This is a genomic window from Streptomyces sp. NBC_01525 (genome assembly GCF_045040405.1).
Classification (GTDB): domain Bacteria; phylum Actinomycetota; class Actinomycetes; order Streptomycetales; family Streptomycetaceae; genus Streptomyces; species Streptomyces benahoarensis.
This window is the reverse complement of record NZ_CP109397.1, coordinates 6,111,503-6,129,698: the sequence shown is the minus strand read 5'-3', so window position 1 is coordinate 6,129,698 and position 18,196 is coordinate 6,111,503. Positions and strand designations below refer to the sequence as shown.

Sequence of the window (18,196 nt, the reverse complement as noted above, 5' to 3'; positions counted from 1 at the left end):
ACGAATCGGACGCGCCCCGGGTCAGAAGGTGTCGCTCAGTCCGTCCTCCCGGCGGTGGATGCGGGCGACCAGGTCGGTGGCCGCCTTCTTGATCGTCTCCAGGCCCTCCCGGCCCCACCGCCGCGGTTCGAGGTCCACCACACAGACCGTGCCCAGCGCCAGGCCCGTACGGTCGATCAGCGGTGCGCCGAGGTAGGCGCGGATGCCGGACTCGTCGACGACCGGATTTCCGGCGAACCGCGGGTAGTCGCGGACGTCCTCCAGGACCAGGGCCTTGCGGCGGACGACGACGTGCGGGCAGTAGCCGTGGTCACGGGCGATCACCCGGAGGTCTCCGCCGCGGGCGCGCGGCGCGCCCGGCACCCGGCCGCGGGGCGGGGTGTACAGCCCGGCGAGGTACTGCCGGTCCTCGTCGAGGAGGTTCACCACGCCGTACGGCGCCCGCAGCGCACGGGCCACCTCGTGGGCGTACGTGTCGAAGGCGGGCACCGGGGCGTCGCCGATGCCCAGTTCCCGCAGCCGGGCCGCGCGCCGCGGCGCCTCGGTGTCGACCGGGGTCCGCAGCAGATGCCGGTTCGGGTCGTACCCGGCGGACCGGCTCACGGCAGCTCCCAGGTCGCGGCGGGCACGGGGGTGAGCAGGTGCTGGACGAGGGCGACCAGGACATGGGTGGCCGAGGCGCAGCGCCGGGCGTCGCAGACCACGACGGGCACGTCCGGCCCGAGGTCGACGGCGGTACGCACCTCCTCGGGGGCGTAGTGATGGGAGCCCTCGAACTCGTTGACGGCGACGACGAAGGGGATGGAGCGGCGTTCGAAGAAGTCGACGGCGGCGAAGCAGTGGTCCAGGCGCCGGGTGTCGGCGAGGACCACCGCGCCGAGCGCGCCGTGCGACAGCTCGTCCCACATGAACCAGAAGCGTTCCTGGCCGGGCGTGCCGAAGAGGTAGAGGATGTGCGACCGGTCGAGGGTGATCCGGCCGAAGTCCATGGCGACGGTGGTGGTGTCCTTGTCCTCGACGCCGAGCAGGTCGTCGTGGCCGACGCTGATCTGGGTGAGCAGCTCCTCGGTGCTGAGCGGTTCGATCTCGCTGACCGCTCCGACGAAGGTGGTCTTGCCGACCCCGAAGCCGCCCGCGACCAGGACTTTCACGGCGGTCGGGAAGGCGGCCCCGTCGTGGGTCGGGGTCAGGGATTCACAGTCGGGTGCGCAGTCCATGCAGCACCGCCTCCAGAAGGGCTCGGTCGGTCCGGGGTGCGGGTCCCGCGGTCGCGGGGGCGTGGGCGGTGAGCGCACCGCAGTCGACGAGGTCGGCGAGGAGCACCTTGGTGACCACGACGGGCAGCCGCAGCTGGCCGGCGATCTCGGCGACGGAGACCGGCACCCGGCACAGCGCGAGCGCCCGGGCGTGCTCCGGCCCCTGCGCGTCGGCCCGCCGCCCGGTCGCCCGGACCAGCGTCAGCAGATCGAACGGGGCGGTGGGCCGGGTCCGTCCGTTGCTGACGGTGTACGGGCGAACCAGACGGCCCGCCGCGTCGTCGTACCACGCGGGCTCCCGGCCGCCGTCGCGGCTGCGATGGCGCAGCGCCATCGTCAGCGTCCACCCGCCGGAGCCTGCCGCCGCGCGGGGGTGATCAGGTACGGACGGACGCTCTTGACCAGCATCCCCATCTCGTAGCCGAGCACCGCCACATCGGCCTCACGACCGGCCAGGACGGCCAGGCAGGTGCCCGATCCGGCGGTGGAGACGAAGAGGAAGGCGGACTCCAGCTCGACGACGACCTGGAGGACGTCGTCGCCCTCGCCGAAACGGACCCCGGCGCTGCGGGCCAGCGAGTAGAGGCCGCAGGAGAGGGCCGCCAGGTGGTCGGCGCTGTCGGGGTCGAAGCCGTGGGCGGCCTTGACCAGGCCGTCGGAGGACAGCAGGAGTGCGCTGCGGGCGTGCGGGACGCGCTGGACGAGACCGGTCAGCAGCCATGAGAGGTCCGGCTGCGGACCGGCGTGCAACGGGGCATGCGCCGGGGGGGGCGTCAGTGCGTGCGTCGGTGCGTGGGTCGGTGTGTGCAGATCACTCACCATGATGGGGCTCGTCTCCTCGTGGGCGGGCCGTCGGGGCCTCGGGGTCGGTGATGGGGCGGGGATCGGTGGTGTCCGGCCCGTCGAGGGCCGGGTGCAGGGCGGGGCGGAAGGCGTCGCCCCCGGCCGAGTGCCCGGCCTCGAAGGCGTCGTCGGAGAGGCTGATGCCGCGCCGGAACGCGGCCATCAGGCCCGGGTCGTGCTCCGGTTCGGGCCGGCCGTCTCCGGCGGTGTGCCGCAGGATCGGTTCACCGCGCAATTCGGGCACCAGATGTTCCTGGCGCCGACGGCGCGGCAGCCGGGGCCGGGGCCCACCGGCTCGCTCCTCGGACGGCGCCTCGGCGGCGTCGTGCTCCGGTGCGGCCGGTCCCACGGGCCCGGCCGTCCGCGGCTCGCCGTTCCCGGCGGACGGGACGTCACCCGGCGACGGCACGGCGGAACCTCTCGGTCCGCCCGGGCGCGGCTGTCCGGTACGGGGCGCCGCCCCCGGCACGGGGAGCGGTCCACGCGCCGCCGGGATGACGGCCGGGAACCCCGTGGCCGGTCCGGGCAGAGCGTCCGGCCCAGCGAGGTACGGCTGCTCCGGGCCGCTCGCGGCGTACCCGCGGTCCGGGCCGGGTCCGGCCACCAGGGCGGGGCGTTCACCGTCGGGCGCGCCGAGCGGGGAGTCGCCGCGGACGTCGGGCGTGCCGCCGCCGAGCGTCCCTGCGTCCTGGCACTCCGGTCCGAGCAGGTCCCGGGGCAGGACGAGGACGGCCTGCACACCGCCGTAGATGTTGCTCTCCAGGCGGACCGCGATGCCGTGCCGCCGGGCGAGCGAGGAGACGACGAACAGGCCGATCCGGCCGTCGGCCAGCAGCTCGTCCATGTCGACGTGCTCGGGGTCGGCGAGCAGCCCGTTCATCCGTGTCCGCTCGTCCGGCGTCATGCCCAGGCCCCGGTCCTCGACCTCGACGGCGAGCCCAGAGGTGACGAGCTGGGCGCGCAGCAGGACGTGGGTCTGCGGGTCGGAGTAGACGGAGGCGTTCTCGACGAGTTCGGCGAGGAGGTGGATGACGTCGGCGACGGCGTGGCCGCGCAGCGTCCCCTCGATCTGCGGGACGAGCTTGATCCGCGGATACTGCTCGACCTCCGCGATGGCCGACCGCAGCACCTCCGTCATGGCGACCGGGCGGCTCCACTGGCGGCGGGAGATCGCGCCGCCGAGGACGGCGAGGTTCTCCGCGTGCCGCCGGGTGCGGGTGGCGAGGTGGTCGACGTGGAACAGGCCCTTGAGCAGGTCCGGGTCCTCGACCTGGTTCTCCAGGTCGTCCAGCAGCTCGATCTCGCGGTGCACCAGGGACTGCAGGCGCCGGGCGAGGTTGACGAAGACCTCGACCTTCTGCTCCCCGGCGGCGGCACTCCGGGTGAGGTCGATCGCCTCGACGACGGCCGCCGAGGCGGCGTGCCCGGCCACCGCCATCTCGTGGGCGAGCAGGTCGAGGGCGTTCCCGTCCGGCGCGGACTCCGGCTCGGGCCCGTGGTGTTCGGGGTGGTCGCCGCGGCGCACCCGGTGCACGAGCGCCTGGAGATCCGCCTGGTTGCGGGCGTTGAGGCGGCGCAGCGCGGCGCAGCGGTCCGCGGTGGCCCGCGCCTCGGAGTTGGCCGCGGCGCCTGCGGTGACCGCGACCCCGCAGACCAGCGCCAGACCGGCGGCCAGCACCGGCCAGGCGCGCCCGGAGAACGTGGCGCCGCCGGTCTGGACGAGGCAGACGACGGCCGCCGCGCAGACCGCGGTGGCAACGGCGCAGGGAACCACGGCGATGCGGACCAGCCTGGCCCGTATCACCGCATCGGCGGCCGAACCCGGAAAGGCGGCCCGTCCGTGTCGGCCGCCCTCGCGGTCTCTCCGTCGCGCCCCGGAGGGTACGGCGGCGGCCCCCGGGGAAGGCTCGGGTCCGTGGGACCCCGTTTCCTGGGACGTCGGGAGCCCCTGGGGAAGTGCGGTAGGCATCGTGCCCTCCGGATCGGCCATCGGCAGTTCGCAAAGCACGCACGGTAGTTGTTATCGAGGTGGGGTCCGGACCACCTTGCCCCTTTCGCCACCCCTCGCCACCTCCCTACGAGGGCTTCACCCACACACCAGCCCGAACTGGTACGAACCGTCGTTCCTATAAGGGCGGTGAAAACATTCCTTACGGTGACCGGACCGAGAGGGCACTCACAGCGACGAAAGGCCCGATGGCGACCGTCCGCACACGCGATGGCGCGATGGCGCGGGGGCGATCGGCGGAGGGCGAAGCTCCGGGGGCATGCCCTCGCAATGAATCCCCAACCACCGCAAGAACAAAGTAATTTGACGTATACCGTCATATCGGTCGGCGCACGCGGCACCCCCACCCCGCGCGGGAACTCTTCGTAACGGAACGTCAGCCCGGTGGCAGGCGGACATCCGGTGGCGTGTTCTACGGGCCGGGGTCGAAGTTCACCCGGACGTGGCGGTGGCCGGTGCGGATCAACAGGCCGTTCTTCAGGCTTGCCGGGTCCGCGCCGCTGGTCAGCCAGAGGTTCACGGCGGCGCCCAGCAGCAGGTCGAGGCGGGGGCGCGGGGTGTCCCAAGGGCGTTCGGCCACCGCCTCCAGCAGGAACCCGTTCCGCAGCCGCACCGGCCTCCCGCAGCTGGGCGCGGAGGTCGCCGGTGGGGTCGAGGCGGACGGCGCGGCGGCCGAACTCCACCGTCGGGGAGTCCGGGTCCAGCTCGTCGAGACCGGTGGCGGCGAGGAGGACGGCGCGTTCCGCGGCCGCGGAGTACAGGGAGGTGCTGCCGTGGTCCCCGACGACCGGATCGCTGGCGACGATGGTCGCGCGCCAGCCCTCCTGCGGCGGGATGACGAGGAGCCCGGCGGCCATCGCCGGTTCGAGGTGCGCGAGGACGCCCGCGTGTCTGTGCCGGGCCCAGACGTTGGGCGGTGGCGGCGGGTCAACTGGTCGGCGGGCGGACGTCCGTCCCGCGGTGCAGCCGCGCCAACTGGTCACGGCAGGCGGTCCGCAGCCGGGTGTCACCGGTCCGCTCGGCGAGGACGGCGAGCCGTTCCAGCACGCCGTTCGGCTTGGCGGTGCGCCCCGCTTCCAGGGCCGTTTCGGCGGCGGGCACCGCGTCGTCCACCGCCCGGTCGAGACGCCCGAGCCCTTCGTGGGCCCGGGAACGCACGAGCGCGAGACCGGGCGGCTTCAGGGCGTCGTCGGTGGCCACGACGGTCTCCCAGGCCCGCACGAGCACGTTCGAGGGCCTGCTCCCACCGCTCCCCCGCAAGGTGCGCCTGGGCGATGTTGTAGCGCTGGACGACGGTGCCGTGCGGGTCGTCGGCGTTGGCCGCCAGCGCCTCGCGGAGCAGGCCGAGCGCGTCCTCCCAGCAGCCGCGGGCGAGCGCCACCAGCCCCTGGCTCTCCAGGATCACGCCACGCACCCGGCTGTCAGCGACCGCGTCCGCCAGCGGCAGCGCGCGGGCCAGCTCCCGCTCGGCCTCCTCGTACTCCACCAACTCGTAGTTGGCACGCGCCACCTGAACGCAAAAATGCTCCGGTTCCCGGAAACCACTAACTGGTTTCCGGGAACCGGAGCTCAAAAATTGTTCGGCGGCGTCCTACTCTCCCACAGAGTCCCCTCTGCAGTACCATCGGCGCTGAAAGGCTTAGCTTCCGGGTTCGGAATGTAACCGGGCGTTTCCCTAACGCAATGACCACCGAAACACTATGAAGTTGACCAACCCGGCATCAACACAGGTCGTTACTTCAGAACCTACACAGTGGACGCGAGCAACTGAGGACAAGCCCTCGGCCTATTAGTACCAGTCAACTCCACCGGTTGCCCGGCTTCCATATCTGGCCTATCAACCCAGTCGTCTACTGGGAGCCTTAACCTCTCAAGGAGGTGGGAGTACTCATCTCGAAGCAGGCTTCCCGCTTAGATGCTTTCAGCGGTTATCCTTTCCGAACGTAGCCAACCAGCCATGCCCTTGGCAGGACAACTGGCACACCAGAGGTTCGTCCGTCCCGGTCCTCTCGTACTAGGGACAGCCCTTCTCAATACTCCTACGCGCACAGCGGATAGGGACCGAACTGTCTCACGACGTTCTAAACCCAGCTCGCGTACCGCTTTAATGGGCGAACAGCCCAACCCTTGGGACCGACTCCAGCCCCAGGATGCGACGAGCCGACATCGAGGTGCCAAACCATCCCGTCGATATGGACTCTTGGGGAAGATCAGCCTGTTATCCCCGGGGTACCTTTTATCCGTTGAGCGACGGCGCTTCCACAAGCCACCGCCGGATCACTAGTCCCTACTTTCGTACCTGCTCGACCCGTCAGTCTCACAGTCAAGCTCCCTTGTGCACTTACACTCAACACCTGATTGCCAACCAGGCTGAGGGAACCTTTGGGCGCCTCCGTTACTCTTTAGGAGGCAACCGCCCCAGTTAAACTACCCACCAGACACTGTCCCTGATCCGGATCACGGACCCAGGTTAGACATCCAGCACGACCAGAGTGGTATTTCAACAACGACTCCACAACCACTGGCGTGATCGCTTCACAGTCTCCCACCTATCCTACACAAGCCGAACCGAACACCAATATCAAGCTATAGTAAAGGTCCCGGGGTCTTTCCGTCCTGCTGCGCGAAACGAGCATCTTTACTCGTAGTGCAATTTCACCGGGCCTATGGTTGAGACAGTCGAGAAGTCGTTACGCCATTCGTGCAGGTCGGAACTTACCCGACAAGGAATTTCGCTACCTTAGGATGGTTATAGTTACCACCGCCGTTTACTGGCGCTTAAGTTCTCAGCTTCGCCATGACGAATCATGACTAACCGGTCCCCTTAACGTTCCAGCACCGGGCAGGCGTCAGTCCGTATACATCGCCTTACGGCTTCGCACGGACCTGTGTTTTTAGTAAACAGTCGCTTCTCGCTGGTCTCTGCGGCCACCACCAGCTCACCGAGTAAATCGGATCACCAGCAATGGCCCCCCTTCTCCCGAAGTTACGGGGGCATTTTGCCGAGTTCCTTAACCATAGTTCACCCGAACGCCTCGGTATTCTCTACCTGACCACCTGAGTCGGTTTAGGGTACGGGCCGCCATGAAACTCGCTAGAGGCTTTTCTCGACAGCATAGGATCATCCACTTCGCCACAATCGGCTCGGCATCAGGTCTCAGACTATATGCACGACGGATTTACCTACCGTGCGTCCTACACCCTTACCCCGGGACAACCACCGCCCGGGCTGGACTACCTTCCTGCGTCACCCCATCACTCACCTACTACCACCTTGGATCAGCGGCTCCACCACTCCCCTCAACTCCGAAGAGATCAGGGCGGCTTCACGGCCTTAGCATCAGAGGGCTCGATGTTTGACGCTTCACAACGGGTACCGGAATATCAACCGGTTGTCCATCGACTACGCCTGTCGGCCTCGCCTTAGGTCCCGACTTACCCTGGGCAGATCAGCTTGACCCAGGAACCCTTAGTCAATCGGCGCACACGTTTCCCACGTGTGTATCGCTACTCATGCCTGCATTCTCACTCGTGAACCGTCCACAACTCGTTTCCACGGCTGCTTCACCCGGCACACGACGCTCCCCTACCCATCACCACACCCGTTAGGGCTCCCATGGCAATGACATGACTTCGGCGGTGTGCTTGAGCCCCGCTACATTGTCGGCGCGGAATCACTTGACCAGTGAGCTATTACGCACTCTTTCAAGGATGGCTGCTTCTAAGCCAACCTCCTGGTTGTCTCTGCGACTCCACATCCTTTCCCACTTAGCACACGCTTAGGGGCCTTAGTCGATGCTCTGGGCTGTTTCCCTCTCGACCATGGAGCTTATCCCCCACAGTCTCACTGCCGCGCTCTCACTTACCGGCATTCGGAGTTTGGCTAAGGTCAGTAACCCGGTAGGGCCCATCGCCTATCCAGTGCTCTACCTCCGGCAAGAAACACACGACGCTGCACCTAAATGCATTTCGGGGAGAACCAGCTATCACGGAGTTTGATTGGCCTTTCACCCCTAACCACAGGTCATCCCCCAGGTTTTCAACCCTGGTGGGTTCGGTCCTCCACGAAGTCTTACCTCCGCTTCAACCTGCCCATGGCTAGATCACTCCGCTTCGGGTCTTGAGCATGCTACTGAACGCCCTATTCGGACTCGCTTTCGCTACGGCTCCCCCACACGGGTTAACCTCGCAACATACCGCAAACTCGCAGGCTCATTCTTCAAAAGGCACGCAGTCACGACTGCCGTCCAAAGACGACAGCGACGCTCCCACGGCTTGTAGGCACACGGTTTCAGGTACTATTTCACTCCGCTCCCGCGGTACTTTTCACCATTCCCTCACGGTACTATCCGCTATCGGTCACCAGGGAATATTTAGGCTTAACGGGTGGTCCCGCCAGATTCACACGGGATTTCTCGGGCCCCGTGCTACTTGGGTGTCTCTCAAACGAGCCGTTAATGTTTCAGCTACGGGGGTCTTACCCTCTACGCCGGACCTTTCGCATGTCCTTCGCCTACATCAACGGTTTCTGACTCGTCTCACAGCCGGCAGACTGCAAAAGAGAGATCCCACAACCCCGCATGCGCAACCCCTGCCGGGTATCACACACATACGGTTTGGCCTCATCCAGTTTCGCTCGCCACTACTCCCGGAATCACGGTTGTTTTCTCTTCCTGCGGGTACTGAGATGTTTCACTTCCCCGCGTTCCCTCCACACTGCCTATGTGTTCAGCAGCGGGTGACAGCCCATGACGACTGCCGGGTTTCCCCATTCGGACACCCCCGGATCAAAGCTTGGTTGACAGCTCCCCGGGGCCTATCGTGGCCTCCCACGTCCTTCATCGGTTCCTGGTGCCAAGGCATCCACCGTGCGCCCTTAAAAACTTGGCCACAGATGCTCGCGTCCACTGTGCAGTTCTCAAGCAACGACCAGCCACCCACCACCCCAACCCGAAGGCTGAGTTCACTGGGGCCGGCATCGCGAAGGTTCAGACTCGAAAGCCCGTACCCTCAGATACCCAACAGCGTGCCCAACACATCCAGCCCACGATCCACGTTCCACGCCGAAGCAGTACTAGTGGCCATACGACCGAGTGTGCCGAGTAGTCAACGTTCCACCCATGAGCAACCAGCATCAGACATTCGCTGATGTACTGGCCTCTGACCTCGCCCCGAAGGACTCGGTAAGAAGTGCTCCTTAGAAAGGAGGTGATCCAGCCGCACCTTCCGGTACGGCTACCTTGTTACGACTTCGTCCCAATCGCCAGTCCCACCTTCGACGATTCCCTCCCACAAGGGGTTGGGCCACCGGCTTCGGGTGTTACCGACTTTCGTGACGTGACGGGCGGTGTGTACAAGGCCCGGGAACGTATTCACCGCAGCAATGCTGATCTGCGATTACTAGCAACTCCGACTTCATGGGGTCGAGTTGCAGACCCCAATCCGAACTGAGACCGGCTTTTTGAGATTCGCTCCACCTCGCGGTATCGCAGCTCATTGTACCGGCCATTGTAGCACGTGTGCAGCCCAAGACATAAGGGGCATGATGACTTGACGTCGTCCCCACCTTCCTCCGAGTTGACCCCGGCAGTCTCCTGTGAGTCCCCATCACCCCGAAGGGCATGCTGGCAACACAGAACAAGGGTTGCGCTCGTTGCGGGACTTAACCCAACATCTCACGACACGAGCTGACGACAGCCATGCACCACCTGTACACCGACCACAAGGGGGGCACTGTCTCCAGTGCTTTCCGGTGTATGTCAAGCCTTGGTAAGGTTCTTCGCGTTGCGTCGAATTAAGCCACATGCTCCGCTGCTTGTGCGGGCCCCCGTCAATTCCTTTGAGTTTTAGCCTTGCGGCCGTACTCCCCAGGCGGGGAACTTAATGCGTTAGCTGCGGCGCGGACGACGTGGAATGTCGCCCACACCTAGTTCCCAACGTTTACGGCGTGGACTACCAGGGTATCTAATCCTGTTCGCTCCCCACGCTTTCGCTCCTCAGCGTCAGTATCGGCCCAGAGATCCGCCTTCGCCACCGGTGTTCCTCCTGATATCTGCGCATTTCACCGCTACACCAGGAATTCCGATCTCCCCTACCGAACTCTAGCCTGCCCGTATCGAATGCAGACCCGGGGTTAAGCCCCGGGCTTTCACATCCGACGTGACAAGCCGCCTACGAGCTCTTTACGCCCAATAATTCCGGACAACGCTTGCGCCCTACGTATTACCGCGGCTGCTGGCACGTAGTTAGCCGGCGCTTCTTCTGCAGGTACCGTCACTTTCGCTTCTTCCCTGCTGAAAGAGGTTTACAACCCGAAGGCCGTCATCCCTCACGCGGCGTCGCTGCATCAGGCTTTCGCCCATTGTGCAATATTCCCCACTGCTGCCTCCCGTAGGAGTCTGGGCCGTGTCTCAGTCCCAGTGTGGCCGGTCGCCCTCTCAGGCCGGCTACCCGTCGTCGCCTTGGTAGGCCATTACCCCACCAACTAGCTGATAGGCCGCGGGCTCATCCTTCACCGCCGGAGCTTTCCACCACCATGAGATGCCTCAAGTGGTCGTATCCGGTATTAGACCCCGTTTCCAGGGCTTGTCCCGGAGTGAAGGGCAGATTGCCCACGTGTTACTCACCCGTTCGCCACTAATCCACCACCGAAGCGGTTTCATCGTTCGACTTGCATGTGTTAAGCACGCCGCCAGCGTTCGTCCTGAGCCAGGATCAAACTCTCCGTGAATGTTTCCCGGTCATCCGGGTTACACACACGGGAGCGGAACGAGCAACGGAATAGGTCGCTCGTTCACAGCGTCCTCGCTGTGTGTGCCACCGTCACCCAGTGGGTGCGGTGGGCTTTCAAAGGAACCTCGTCCCAGCGTGATGCTGGAGACGGGGTATCAACATATTTGGCGTTGACTTTTGGCACGCTGTTGAGTTCTCAAGGAACGGACGCTTCCTTTGTGCCTGTTTCACCAGGCTCTCCGGGCGCTTCCCTTCGGTCTTGCGTTTCCGACTCTATCAGATCCTTTCGGCCCTGATTTTCGCCGGTGCGGTCCGGCCTTTCGGCTTTTCCACGGTTCCCACCTTACCAGATCCGCTGGGCGTTTCCGGCCCCCTGTCGGAGCGGGGTTGGCCTTCTTGCTTTCGCTTTCCGGCCTTTCCGACTCTATCAGATCCGATTCGCTGCCGTTTCCGGTCCGAATTCGTTTCCGATTACCCGTCGGAGGGGTTTGCCTCGGTCCGCTTACTTTCGTTTGCGGCGCCTTGGCGTGGTCACTACTTTAGCGGAATTCCTCGGTGACGCATAATCACGTCGCGGTGTGAAATTCGGGCATGCCGAAATTCGTCCCGGTGAGGAGTCGTGCGGTAGTGGTGTGCCGCTGAAGCGGCGGGATAGCTGCCGTGGGGCCTGTCGACTCCGTGGCAACCCGAATAACCTACACGACCCTACGGGTGCGGCACGACGTGGGGGCACATTCGGGCGGGAGACGCTCCAGCATGCGCACAACCTCGGCGAGGTCGTCCCCGATCCACATCACCGCTCGCCCGCGACATCGAGATCGCCGCTGCGCGTCTCCACCTCAGCCTCGGCACTCCGGGGGCGGCACCAGGGATGCGCAATCGGATAGGACACAGCCCGCCACCACGGCTCCTCAGGCAGCCTCCCCGCAGGCTCGAACGACTCACCAGGACACGGGAACGCCACCGCCTGGCCGACCTCCTCGGCTGCGTCCTTCGTCCACTCCGCCGGCTCCGCCCACGGGTGCAGGGCGAGGTTGAAGGTGCCCCAGTGGATCGGCAGCAGCACCCCAGCCGGACCACCTCCCTGCAGGTCAAGGTGTGCTTGAACCCCCTGAGCGGGCGTCATGTGAATGTCCGGCCACGCACCGGGCAGCGGCAGATGGTCCGTGTGGTTCTTGGGCCAGAACTCGCTGTACGCACCGATCTGGATCATGGTCAGGTCGAACGGGCCGTGGCGTTCGCCGATCTCGGCGAAGCCGGGGAAATAGCCGGTGTCGCCGCTGTGGTGGATGCGGTGCTCGGGTCCGACGACGGCCCAGGAGGCCCACAGGGTGTGCTGGGGGCCGCGCAGGCCCCGGCCGCAGAAGTGCTGGGCGGGGGTGGCGGTGAGGGTCAGCTCGCCGACGCGGGTGGACTCGTGCCAGTCCAGCTCCGTGACGCGGGACGGCGGTACGCCCCAGAACTCCAGGTCGGCGCCGATGCCCAGGGGCACCACGAAGGCGGCTCCGGTGGCGGTCAGGGCCTGGATCGTCGCCATGTCGAGGTGGTCGTAGTGGTCGTGGGAGATCACCACGGCGTCGACGGGCTCCAGCGCGGCCAGCTCTACGGGGGCCGGGTGCAGCCTCTTGGGTCCGGCCCAGGCGAACGGCGAACAGCGCTCGCCCCACACCGGGTCGAAGAGCACGCGATGGCCGTCGATCTCGGCGAGCACGCTGGAATGCCCCATCCAAGTGATGCGCAGCCCGGTCCGCGGCAGCCCGGCGGTCTCCCCCGGGGCCGGGCGGTGCATCGGTATCGGGCCGACGGGCGTGCGGCGCAGCCGTCCCTCGCGGTTCAGCTGCGTACGGGCCATCGGCAGCACGGAGCCGTTCAGCAGCTGACGGGTCTGTGTCGGGTTGCGGAACTGGCCGTCAACGAACTGCGGCGACCGGCGCATCCTGGCCAGCCGCTCGCCGGTGGGCGCGGCGCCGAAGCTCGCGGGGCGCAGCGCACGCCACGGCGTGCGGCGGGGGCGGGGACCGGTCACGGAACCTCCAATGTCGGGGCGGTCGCCACGTTGAACGGACCGGGCGGACCACAGGTTCCGACCCCCGGCCCACCCGGGGAGCCGCGGCGGCCGGGCACTTCCACAGCCTCTCTCCGCGCCAGGGGCGGCGCGACCTGCGGGGTGGGCGGGCGGCGGCCAGGAACAGCGCGGTCGCGCCCCTTGGGCGGGCGGAGCCGGGTGGGTGCGCACGGGCCGCTCCAGCTCAGGCTCGGGCCCCGATCAGCCTCGGCTCCGGCCCTGCCCTGGACCCCACTCGGCCTGCGCTTCGGCTCAGGCCGAGGCTTCCGCCCGGCCGAGCCCGGCCTGCCGGGCGGACGACGGCCCGTTGCCTTACGAGGCCGCCCCCTCCCGGAGGCCCGCCTCCTGAACACCACTCAGCCCAGGCCCTGCTTCCGCCCCGGGCCCCGGCTCACTCCCGCCCCTGGCCGTCCCCGACCCCAGCCAGGTCCGTCCCACTGAACTCCACCACCACCCGATCCGTCACCGGTGCGTACCCCAACCGTCGGTACAGCGCGTTCGCGGTCGGGTTGGCGAGGTCGGTGAAGAGCAGGACCTCTCTGGCACCGGCGTCGCGGGCCGCTTGGGACAAGGCCGCCGTCACGGCCCCGGCGTAACCGCGTCCGCGCAGTTCGGGCGGGGTGTGGACGGGGGCGACGCAGGTGATGCCGTCCTCCGCGCCGGTGTGGGCGGCCATCTCCACGGGCCGTCCGCCGTCCTCCCAGAGCAGCACCCGGCCGTGCGCGATCCGGTCGTCGACCGTACGGGCGTCGCACGGCGGGACGGTTCCGGCGTCGGTGGCGAAGTCCGCGAACCACTCCAGGACCAGGGCGCGGTCGGCGGTGGTGGCCGGGCGGGCCGCGCCCGGGGGGCCGGGGCGCGGGGGCCTGAGCATGCCGAGGCGGTGGAGGCGGTTGCGTTCGCCGGTGCGGGCGGTGCCGCCGTGGTGGCGCAGCCAGGTGGCGGCGAAGGCGTCGACGGCCGCGAGGTCACCGCCGACGCCCGGGACGTGGTGTGCCTCCTCGGTCAGGGTGTCGGCCAGGGCGCTCGCGGCCCGTTCGGGCGTCGCGGAGAGCAGCACCGGGCGCGGCGGCGTCCAGAGGTAGGCGGCGCCCACCTCCGCCGTCTCCCGCCACCAGCCGTACCGGGGTGGGTGGTCGCCGTACGCGTCGGCGCCGGTCGCGCGGACGGTCGCGGCGACGGAGAGGAGCATGGTGTGTGCCACGGGCCGGGCCCGCAGGAAGGCTCCGGCGGCCGCGTCGAAGGCGTCGGGATCCGCTGTCGTGGTCCAGGTCATGCCCCGGTCTCCTGTGGGGCCGCCCGGGACGCACCGGATTTTCCGGGGTGTCCGCCGGGCCCGCGCCGTCGCGTACGAGCCCCATGCGCCGGACCATGGCGCGCGCCCCGAACCCCGCCCCCGTACGCCCGCGGTCCGCGCCCCGCCGGGCCTCCGGGTTTCAGACCACCTCGGCCACCGTCGGCGGGGCGGTCAACGCGGGGCGGCGGGGCAGCAGGACGGTGCGGGCGGCTATCCGGGGGCTGAAGAGGCGGGGCAGCGGAGCGGTGAGGCAGAAGACGTCGCGGAAGGCGGCGCCCACGACCGGGTCGACGGCCGCGCGGGCCGCCAGCCGGTCGAGGTACCAGGACGTCAGCCGCTCCCCGGCCGACCGCTTCTCCTCGGCGTCGCGGAGGTAGGGCAGGTCGGCGCCGACCGCGGCGACCCATGCCGGATCGGTGACGGCGGCGACCTCCCGCTGCACCGTGGTAGCGGTGTCCGGCAGCAGACCGCCGGTGCGCTCCAGGGTGTCGCGCAGAGCGCGGGCGCCCAGGGCGGCGACCGACATGCCCTGCCCGTAGACGGGGTTGAAGGTGCAGTGCGCGTCCCCGAGGACGAGGAAGCCCCGCGGCGAGGCGCCGGAACGCTCGTAGCGGCGACGGCGGTTGCGGGTGTCGTGGAAGCCGTGGACGGGGGTGAGCGGTTCGGCGCCGGAGACCAGGGAATGGAGGTACGGGTCGCCGACGGTGGCGCTGTAGGCAAGGAACCCTTCCGGTTCCGTGGGCGGATGGTCGCCGCGCATCCCGGCGAGGGTCAGCATCCAGACGCCGTCCTCGACGGGGAGGTAGCAGCCGCCGCGCGGGGAGCCCGGCCAGTTGGGCACGTTGACGCCGGTGTCCGGGGCGCGCCCGGGGCCGGGACGGTACTGCCGGGTGGCGTAGCCGAGACCGGTGTCGACGATCTCCTCCTGCGGGGCGGTCAGGCCCAGTTCGGCGTACCAGCGGGGCGCGCGGGAGCTGCGTCCGGAGGCGTCCACGACGAGTCCGGCGGTGAGGGTGTGCGGCACGCCGCCGTCGCGCGGGCGGATCCGGACACCGGTGACCCGGTCCGCGTCGCCGGTCAGCCCGACGACTTCGGTGGCCTCCCGCACCGCCACGCGGGTCGCGGAGTCCGCGAACGCGGCCCGCGCCCGCTCGGTGACGACGGCGTCGAGCACCGGGCGGGTCACGCTGAGCATGTGGTGGCGGCGTTCGTCGAACCGGCGGGGCCAGCCGGTGGGGGTGCGGGTGAGGAGGTCGCGTGGCAGGTCGAGGCGGTGGGCGCCCGCCTCGGTGAGCGCGGCGCAGCTGCCGGGCAGCAGGGCCTCCAGGGCGCGTTGGCCGCCGGTGATCAGGATGTGGAGGTGCCGTGCCTGGGGAACGCCCTTGCGGAAGCCGCGGTTCTCGGGGTAGCGGTCGCGTTCGATGACCGTGACGGTGTCGGCGTGGCCCAACAGGGCGGTGGCGGCGAGCATTCCGGCCAGCCCTCCGCCGATCACGATCGCGTCCCGCGCGCCGCCGGTGTGCTGCTCTTCCATACCCGCTCCCCTCGGTCGGCCGCCGGTCGGCCGCCCGCCACAAGTGATCAACTACGGCTCCGGCGCCCAGACTTCAGCGCGCGCCGCACCTTGTCAACGCCCTCGCGGCGCGCCCGGCCGACATCCCCGTCCGGCCCCGGCGTCCCCGGGAGCGCGGGCCGCCCGCCACGCCGTCGCACACCTCTTCCCACCCCCACCGCCGCCCCTCACATCTGTACCTGACGCCCCGTTTTGCAACATCTTGGGGCTAGAATCCGGCCTGCGGACGCGGCCTGTCCGCAGACCGCCGCCACCAGCCAGTGATGCAAGGACGCCTGTGACACATCAGCCGGGAACCGAGCCCTATGACGTCCTGGTCGTCGGCGGATCGGGGGTGGACACCGTCGTGCGGGTCCCCACCCTGCCGGTCCCCGCGGCCGATTCCCTCCCGGTGGCCCCCATCCGGGAGTACGCGGGCCACACCGGTACCGGCGTCGCTCTGGGCTGCGCCGCGCTCGGACTGCGCACCGGATTCGTCGACTTCCTCGGTGACGACCCGCAAGGTGCGCTGGTCCGGGAGCGGCTGGCCGGCAGCGGCGTCGACTTCCGGCCACTGATCTCCCCGCACGGCACCCGCCGTGCGGTGAACCTCGTCGCCCCGGACGGCCGCCGCACCTCCCTCCACGACGCCCGCGACCCGCTCGACCTGCGGATGCCGCCCGAGCACTACCTCCCCGCACTGCGCCGTGCCCGGCACGTCCATCTGTCGATCACCCACTTCGCGCGGTTCCTGTACGACGACATCGCCGCGCTGGGGCTGCCGGTCTCCACGGATCTGCACGACTGGGACGGACTCACCTGCCACCACAAGGAGTTCGCGTTCCGCTCCGATCTGGTGTTCCTGAGCACTGCCGGGGCGGGTGAGCGGATCGGGTCGGTGATGCGGGAGATCCTGCGGGAGGGCCGGGCGTCCGCGGTGATCGCGACCGCGGGCGCCGGGGGCGCGTACCTGCTCACCCCGGAGGACCGCACCCCGCGCCACATCCCGACGGCCGTGCCGCCCGGCCCGGTGGTGGACAGCAACGGCGCCGGAGACGCGTTCACCAGCGGGTTCCTCCACGGGCACCTCGCCGGGCTGGAGTTCGGGGAGTGCGCGCGCCGGGGCGCGCTCGCGGGCGCGCACGCCTGCGTCGCGCACGGGACGCACAGCGCGCCCCTGGACGCGGAGGCGCTGGCGGCGGCCGACGGGGAGCCGGAGGCCGGGGCGGCGGACACCGTTCCGGCCTGAGCGCGGGGCGCGTCGGCCGCCGCCCGCGCGGTCAGTCCTTCCGGCCCATCGCCCCGTAGAAGATCGTGTTGTTCAGCTCCTCGGCGCCGGGGATCTCGCCGTCCGGGCGCCACAGCGGGACGCGGACGACACCGGGCTCCAGCAGCGTGAACGGCCCGAACAGCTCGGTGATCCGGGCCTTGGAGCGGAGGTTGAGGGTGGCGGTGGCGTTCTTGTAGACGTTGACGACGCCGTCGCGGGCGGTCACATCGACGCGTCCGCCGGGGAACTCCTCGTACGGCTCCTCGGTGGCGTGCGAGAGGACGAGGTGGCTGCCGGAGGGCAGGGCGTCGGCGAGGGCGGTGACGATGCCCGCCGGGTCCTCGTCCTCCCGGACGAAGTGCAGCACCGCGAGGAGCAGGACGGCCACCGGCCGGTCGAAGTCGATGAGCCGCCGCACGGTCGGGTGTGCCAGGACCGACCGTACGTCGCGGACGTCGCCGAGGACGAAGCCGGTGCGGTCGGCGTCGGTGAGGCGCGCTCCGGCGTGGGTGGCGACGATCGGGTCGTTGTCGACGTGGACGACCCGGGTGTCCGGGGCGCTCGCGCGGGCCACCTCATGGGTGTAGGGCGAGGTGGGGATGCCGGTGCCGAGGTCGATGAGCTGGCGGATGCCGCCGTCGACGAGGGTGCGGACCGCGCGCCCGAGGAACGCGCGGTTGGCGCGGGCGCTGAGCCTGACCTGCGGGTGGACCTCGATGACGCGGTCCGCGGCGATCCGGTCGACCTCGTAGTTGTCGCGGCCGCCGAGGTAGTAGTCGTACATCCGGGCCGGGTGCGGGGTGCCGGTGTCGATCTCCTCGGGGCGGAAGCCGCCGTGGGCGGTGCCGTCGGGCAGCGGCGGACGCAGCGGCCCCCGGGCGATCTCCGCGTCGCTCATACCGTCCTCCGTTCGGGATGGCGGTGCGGCCCGCCGGTCAGCAGGAAGTCGGCGTCACCGGCCTTGGCGCCCTCGATGAAGCTGACGATCTCGTGGTGGGTGTAGATCAGCGCGGGGCCGTCGGGGTCGGTGGACTGGCGCAGCGCAACGCGGCCGTCGCCCAGTCTCATCGCCTCGACGCACTCGCCGCCGTTGCCGCCGCTCCACGGCTTGTGCCAGCCATCGGTGCCCAGTTCCTTGGCGGGCATGCCGTTGTAGATGCGTATGCGATCCAT

General features: G+C 68.8%; 13 protein-coding genes and 3 rRNA genes. 1 reads left to right on the top strand and 15 read right to left on the bottom strand.

Annotation, left to right across the window (positions count from 1 at the left end; translation table 11 throughout):
* Positions 1–21: 21 nt before the first annotated feature.
* The 13 genes from OG422_RS26665 to OG422_RS26605 form a co-directional block, all read right to left on the bottom strand.
* Complete coding sequence (locus OG422_RS26665) at positions 22–603, bottom strand: GAF domain-containing protein (protein ID WP_251076455.1); 582 nt, start codon at positions 601–603, stop codon at positions 22–24.
* Complete coding sequence (locus OG422_RS26660) at positions 600–1,217, bottom strand: ATP/GTP-binding protein (protein ID WP_143940380.1); 618 nt, start codon at positions 1,215–1,217, stop codon at positions 600–602. The genes OG422_RS26665 and OG422_RS26660 overlap by 4 nt, the downstream gene beginning before the upstream one ends.
* Entirely contained in the window at positions 1,195–1,590 is a 396-nt protein-coding gene (locus OG422_RS26655; RefSeq protein ID WP_405746426.1) for a DUF742 domain-containing protein, read from the bottom strand. Before OG422_RS26655 ends, OG422_RS26660 begins: the two co-directional genes overlap by 23 nt.
* A 2-nt stretch (positions 1,591–1,592) precedes the next feature.
* The gene (locus OG422_RS26650; protein ID WP_405748005.1) at positions 1,593–2,075 is read right to left on the bottom strand and encodes a roadblock/LC7 domain-containing protein; all 483 of its coding nucleotides are present in this window, start codon (positions 2,073–2,075) and stop codon (positions 1,593–1,595) included.
* Entirely contained in the window at positions 2,068–3,873 is a 1,806-nt protein-coding gene (locus OG422_RS26645) for an ATP-binding protein (RefSeq protein WP_405746423.1), read from the bottom strand. The genes OG422_RS26650 and OG422_RS26645 overlap by 8 nt, the downstream gene beginning before the upstream one ends.
* A gap of 646 nt (positions 3,874–4,519) precedes the next feature.
* The gene (locus OG422_RS26640) at positions 4,520–4,720 is read right to left on the bottom strand and encodes a hypothetical protein (protein WP_405746421.1); all 201 of its coding nucleotides are present in this window, start codon (positions 4,718–4,720) and stop codon (positions 4,520–4,522) included.
* A 314-nt stretch (positions 4,721–5,034) separates the two neighbouring features.
* Positions 5,035–5,307, bottom strand: a complete 273-nt coding sequence (locus OG422_RS26635) for a hypothetical protein (protein ID WP_405746418.1) — start codon at positions 5,305–5,307, stop codon at positions 5,035–5,037.
* Between the two features lie 378 nt (positions 5,308–5,685).
* Positions 5,686–5,802: ribosomal RNA gene (gene rrf / locus OG422_RS26630) — 5S ribosomal RNA — on the bottom strand.
* A 74-nt stretch (positions 5,803–5,876) separates the two neighbouring features.
* Positions 5,877–8,997, bottom strand: a 23S ribosomal RNA gene (locus OG422_RS26625).
* Between the two features lie 311 nt (positions 8,998–9,308).
* Positions 9,309–10,837 (bottom strand): 16S ribosomal RNA (locus tag OG422_RS26620).
* Together the 16S, 23S and 5S rRNA genes form the textbook arrangement of a ribosomal RNA operon.
* 795 nt (positions 10,838–11,632) lie before the next feature.
* Positions 11,633–12,865: an MBL fold metallo-hydrolase gene (locus tag OG422_RS26615; RefSeq protein WP_405746416.1), complete on the bottom strand. Its 1,233-nt coding sequence runs from the start codon at positions 12,863–12,865 to the stop codon at positions 11,633–11,635.
* A 430-nt stretch (positions 12,866–13,295) separates the two neighbouring features.
* Positions 13,296–14,180: a GNAT family N-acetyltransferase gene (locus tag OG422_RS26610; protein ID WP_405746413.1), complete on the bottom strand. Its 885-nt coding sequence runs from the start codon at positions 14,178–14,180 to the stop codon at positions 13,296–13,298.
* Between the two features lie 160 nt (positions 14,181–14,340).
* The gene (locus OG422_RS26605) at positions 14,341–15,735 is read right to left on the bottom strand and encodes an NAD(P)/FAD-dependent oxidoreductase (RefSeq protein WP_405746410.1); all 1,395 of its coding nucleotides are present in this window, start codon (positions 15,733–15,735) and stop codon (positions 14,341–14,343) included.
* A gap of 316 nt (positions 15,736–16,051) precedes the next feature.
* On the opposite strand from OG422_RS26605, the gene OG422_RS26600 reads away from it, so the two are divergent.
* The gene (locus tag OG422_RS26600) at positions 16,052–17,002 is read left to right on the top strand and encodes a carbohydrate kinase family protein (protein ID WP_405746407.1); all 951 of its coding nucleotides are present in this window, start codon (positions 16,052–16,054) and stop codon (positions 17,000–17,002) included.
* A 31-nt stretch (positions 17,003–17,033) separates the two neighbouring features.
* Here OG422_RS26600 and OG422_RS26595 read toward each other — a convergent pair whose 3' ends face one another.
* Positions 17,034–17,921 carry an SAM-dependent methyltransferase gene (locus tag OG422_RS26595; RefSeq protein ID WP_185993864.1) on the bottom strand — a complete coding sequence of 296 codons (888 nt, stop codon included), beginning with the start codon at positions 17,919–17,921 and terminating at the stop codon, positions 17,034–17,036.
* Positions 17,918–18,196 carry a DUF397 domain-containing protein gene (locus OG422_RS26590; RefSeq protein ID WP_030287833.1) on the bottom strand — a complete coding sequence of 93 codons (279 nt, stop codon included), beginning with the start codon at positions 18,194–18,196 and terminating at the stop codon, positions 17,918–17,920. Before OG422_RS26590 ends, OG422_RS26595 begins: the two co-directional genes overlap by 4 nt.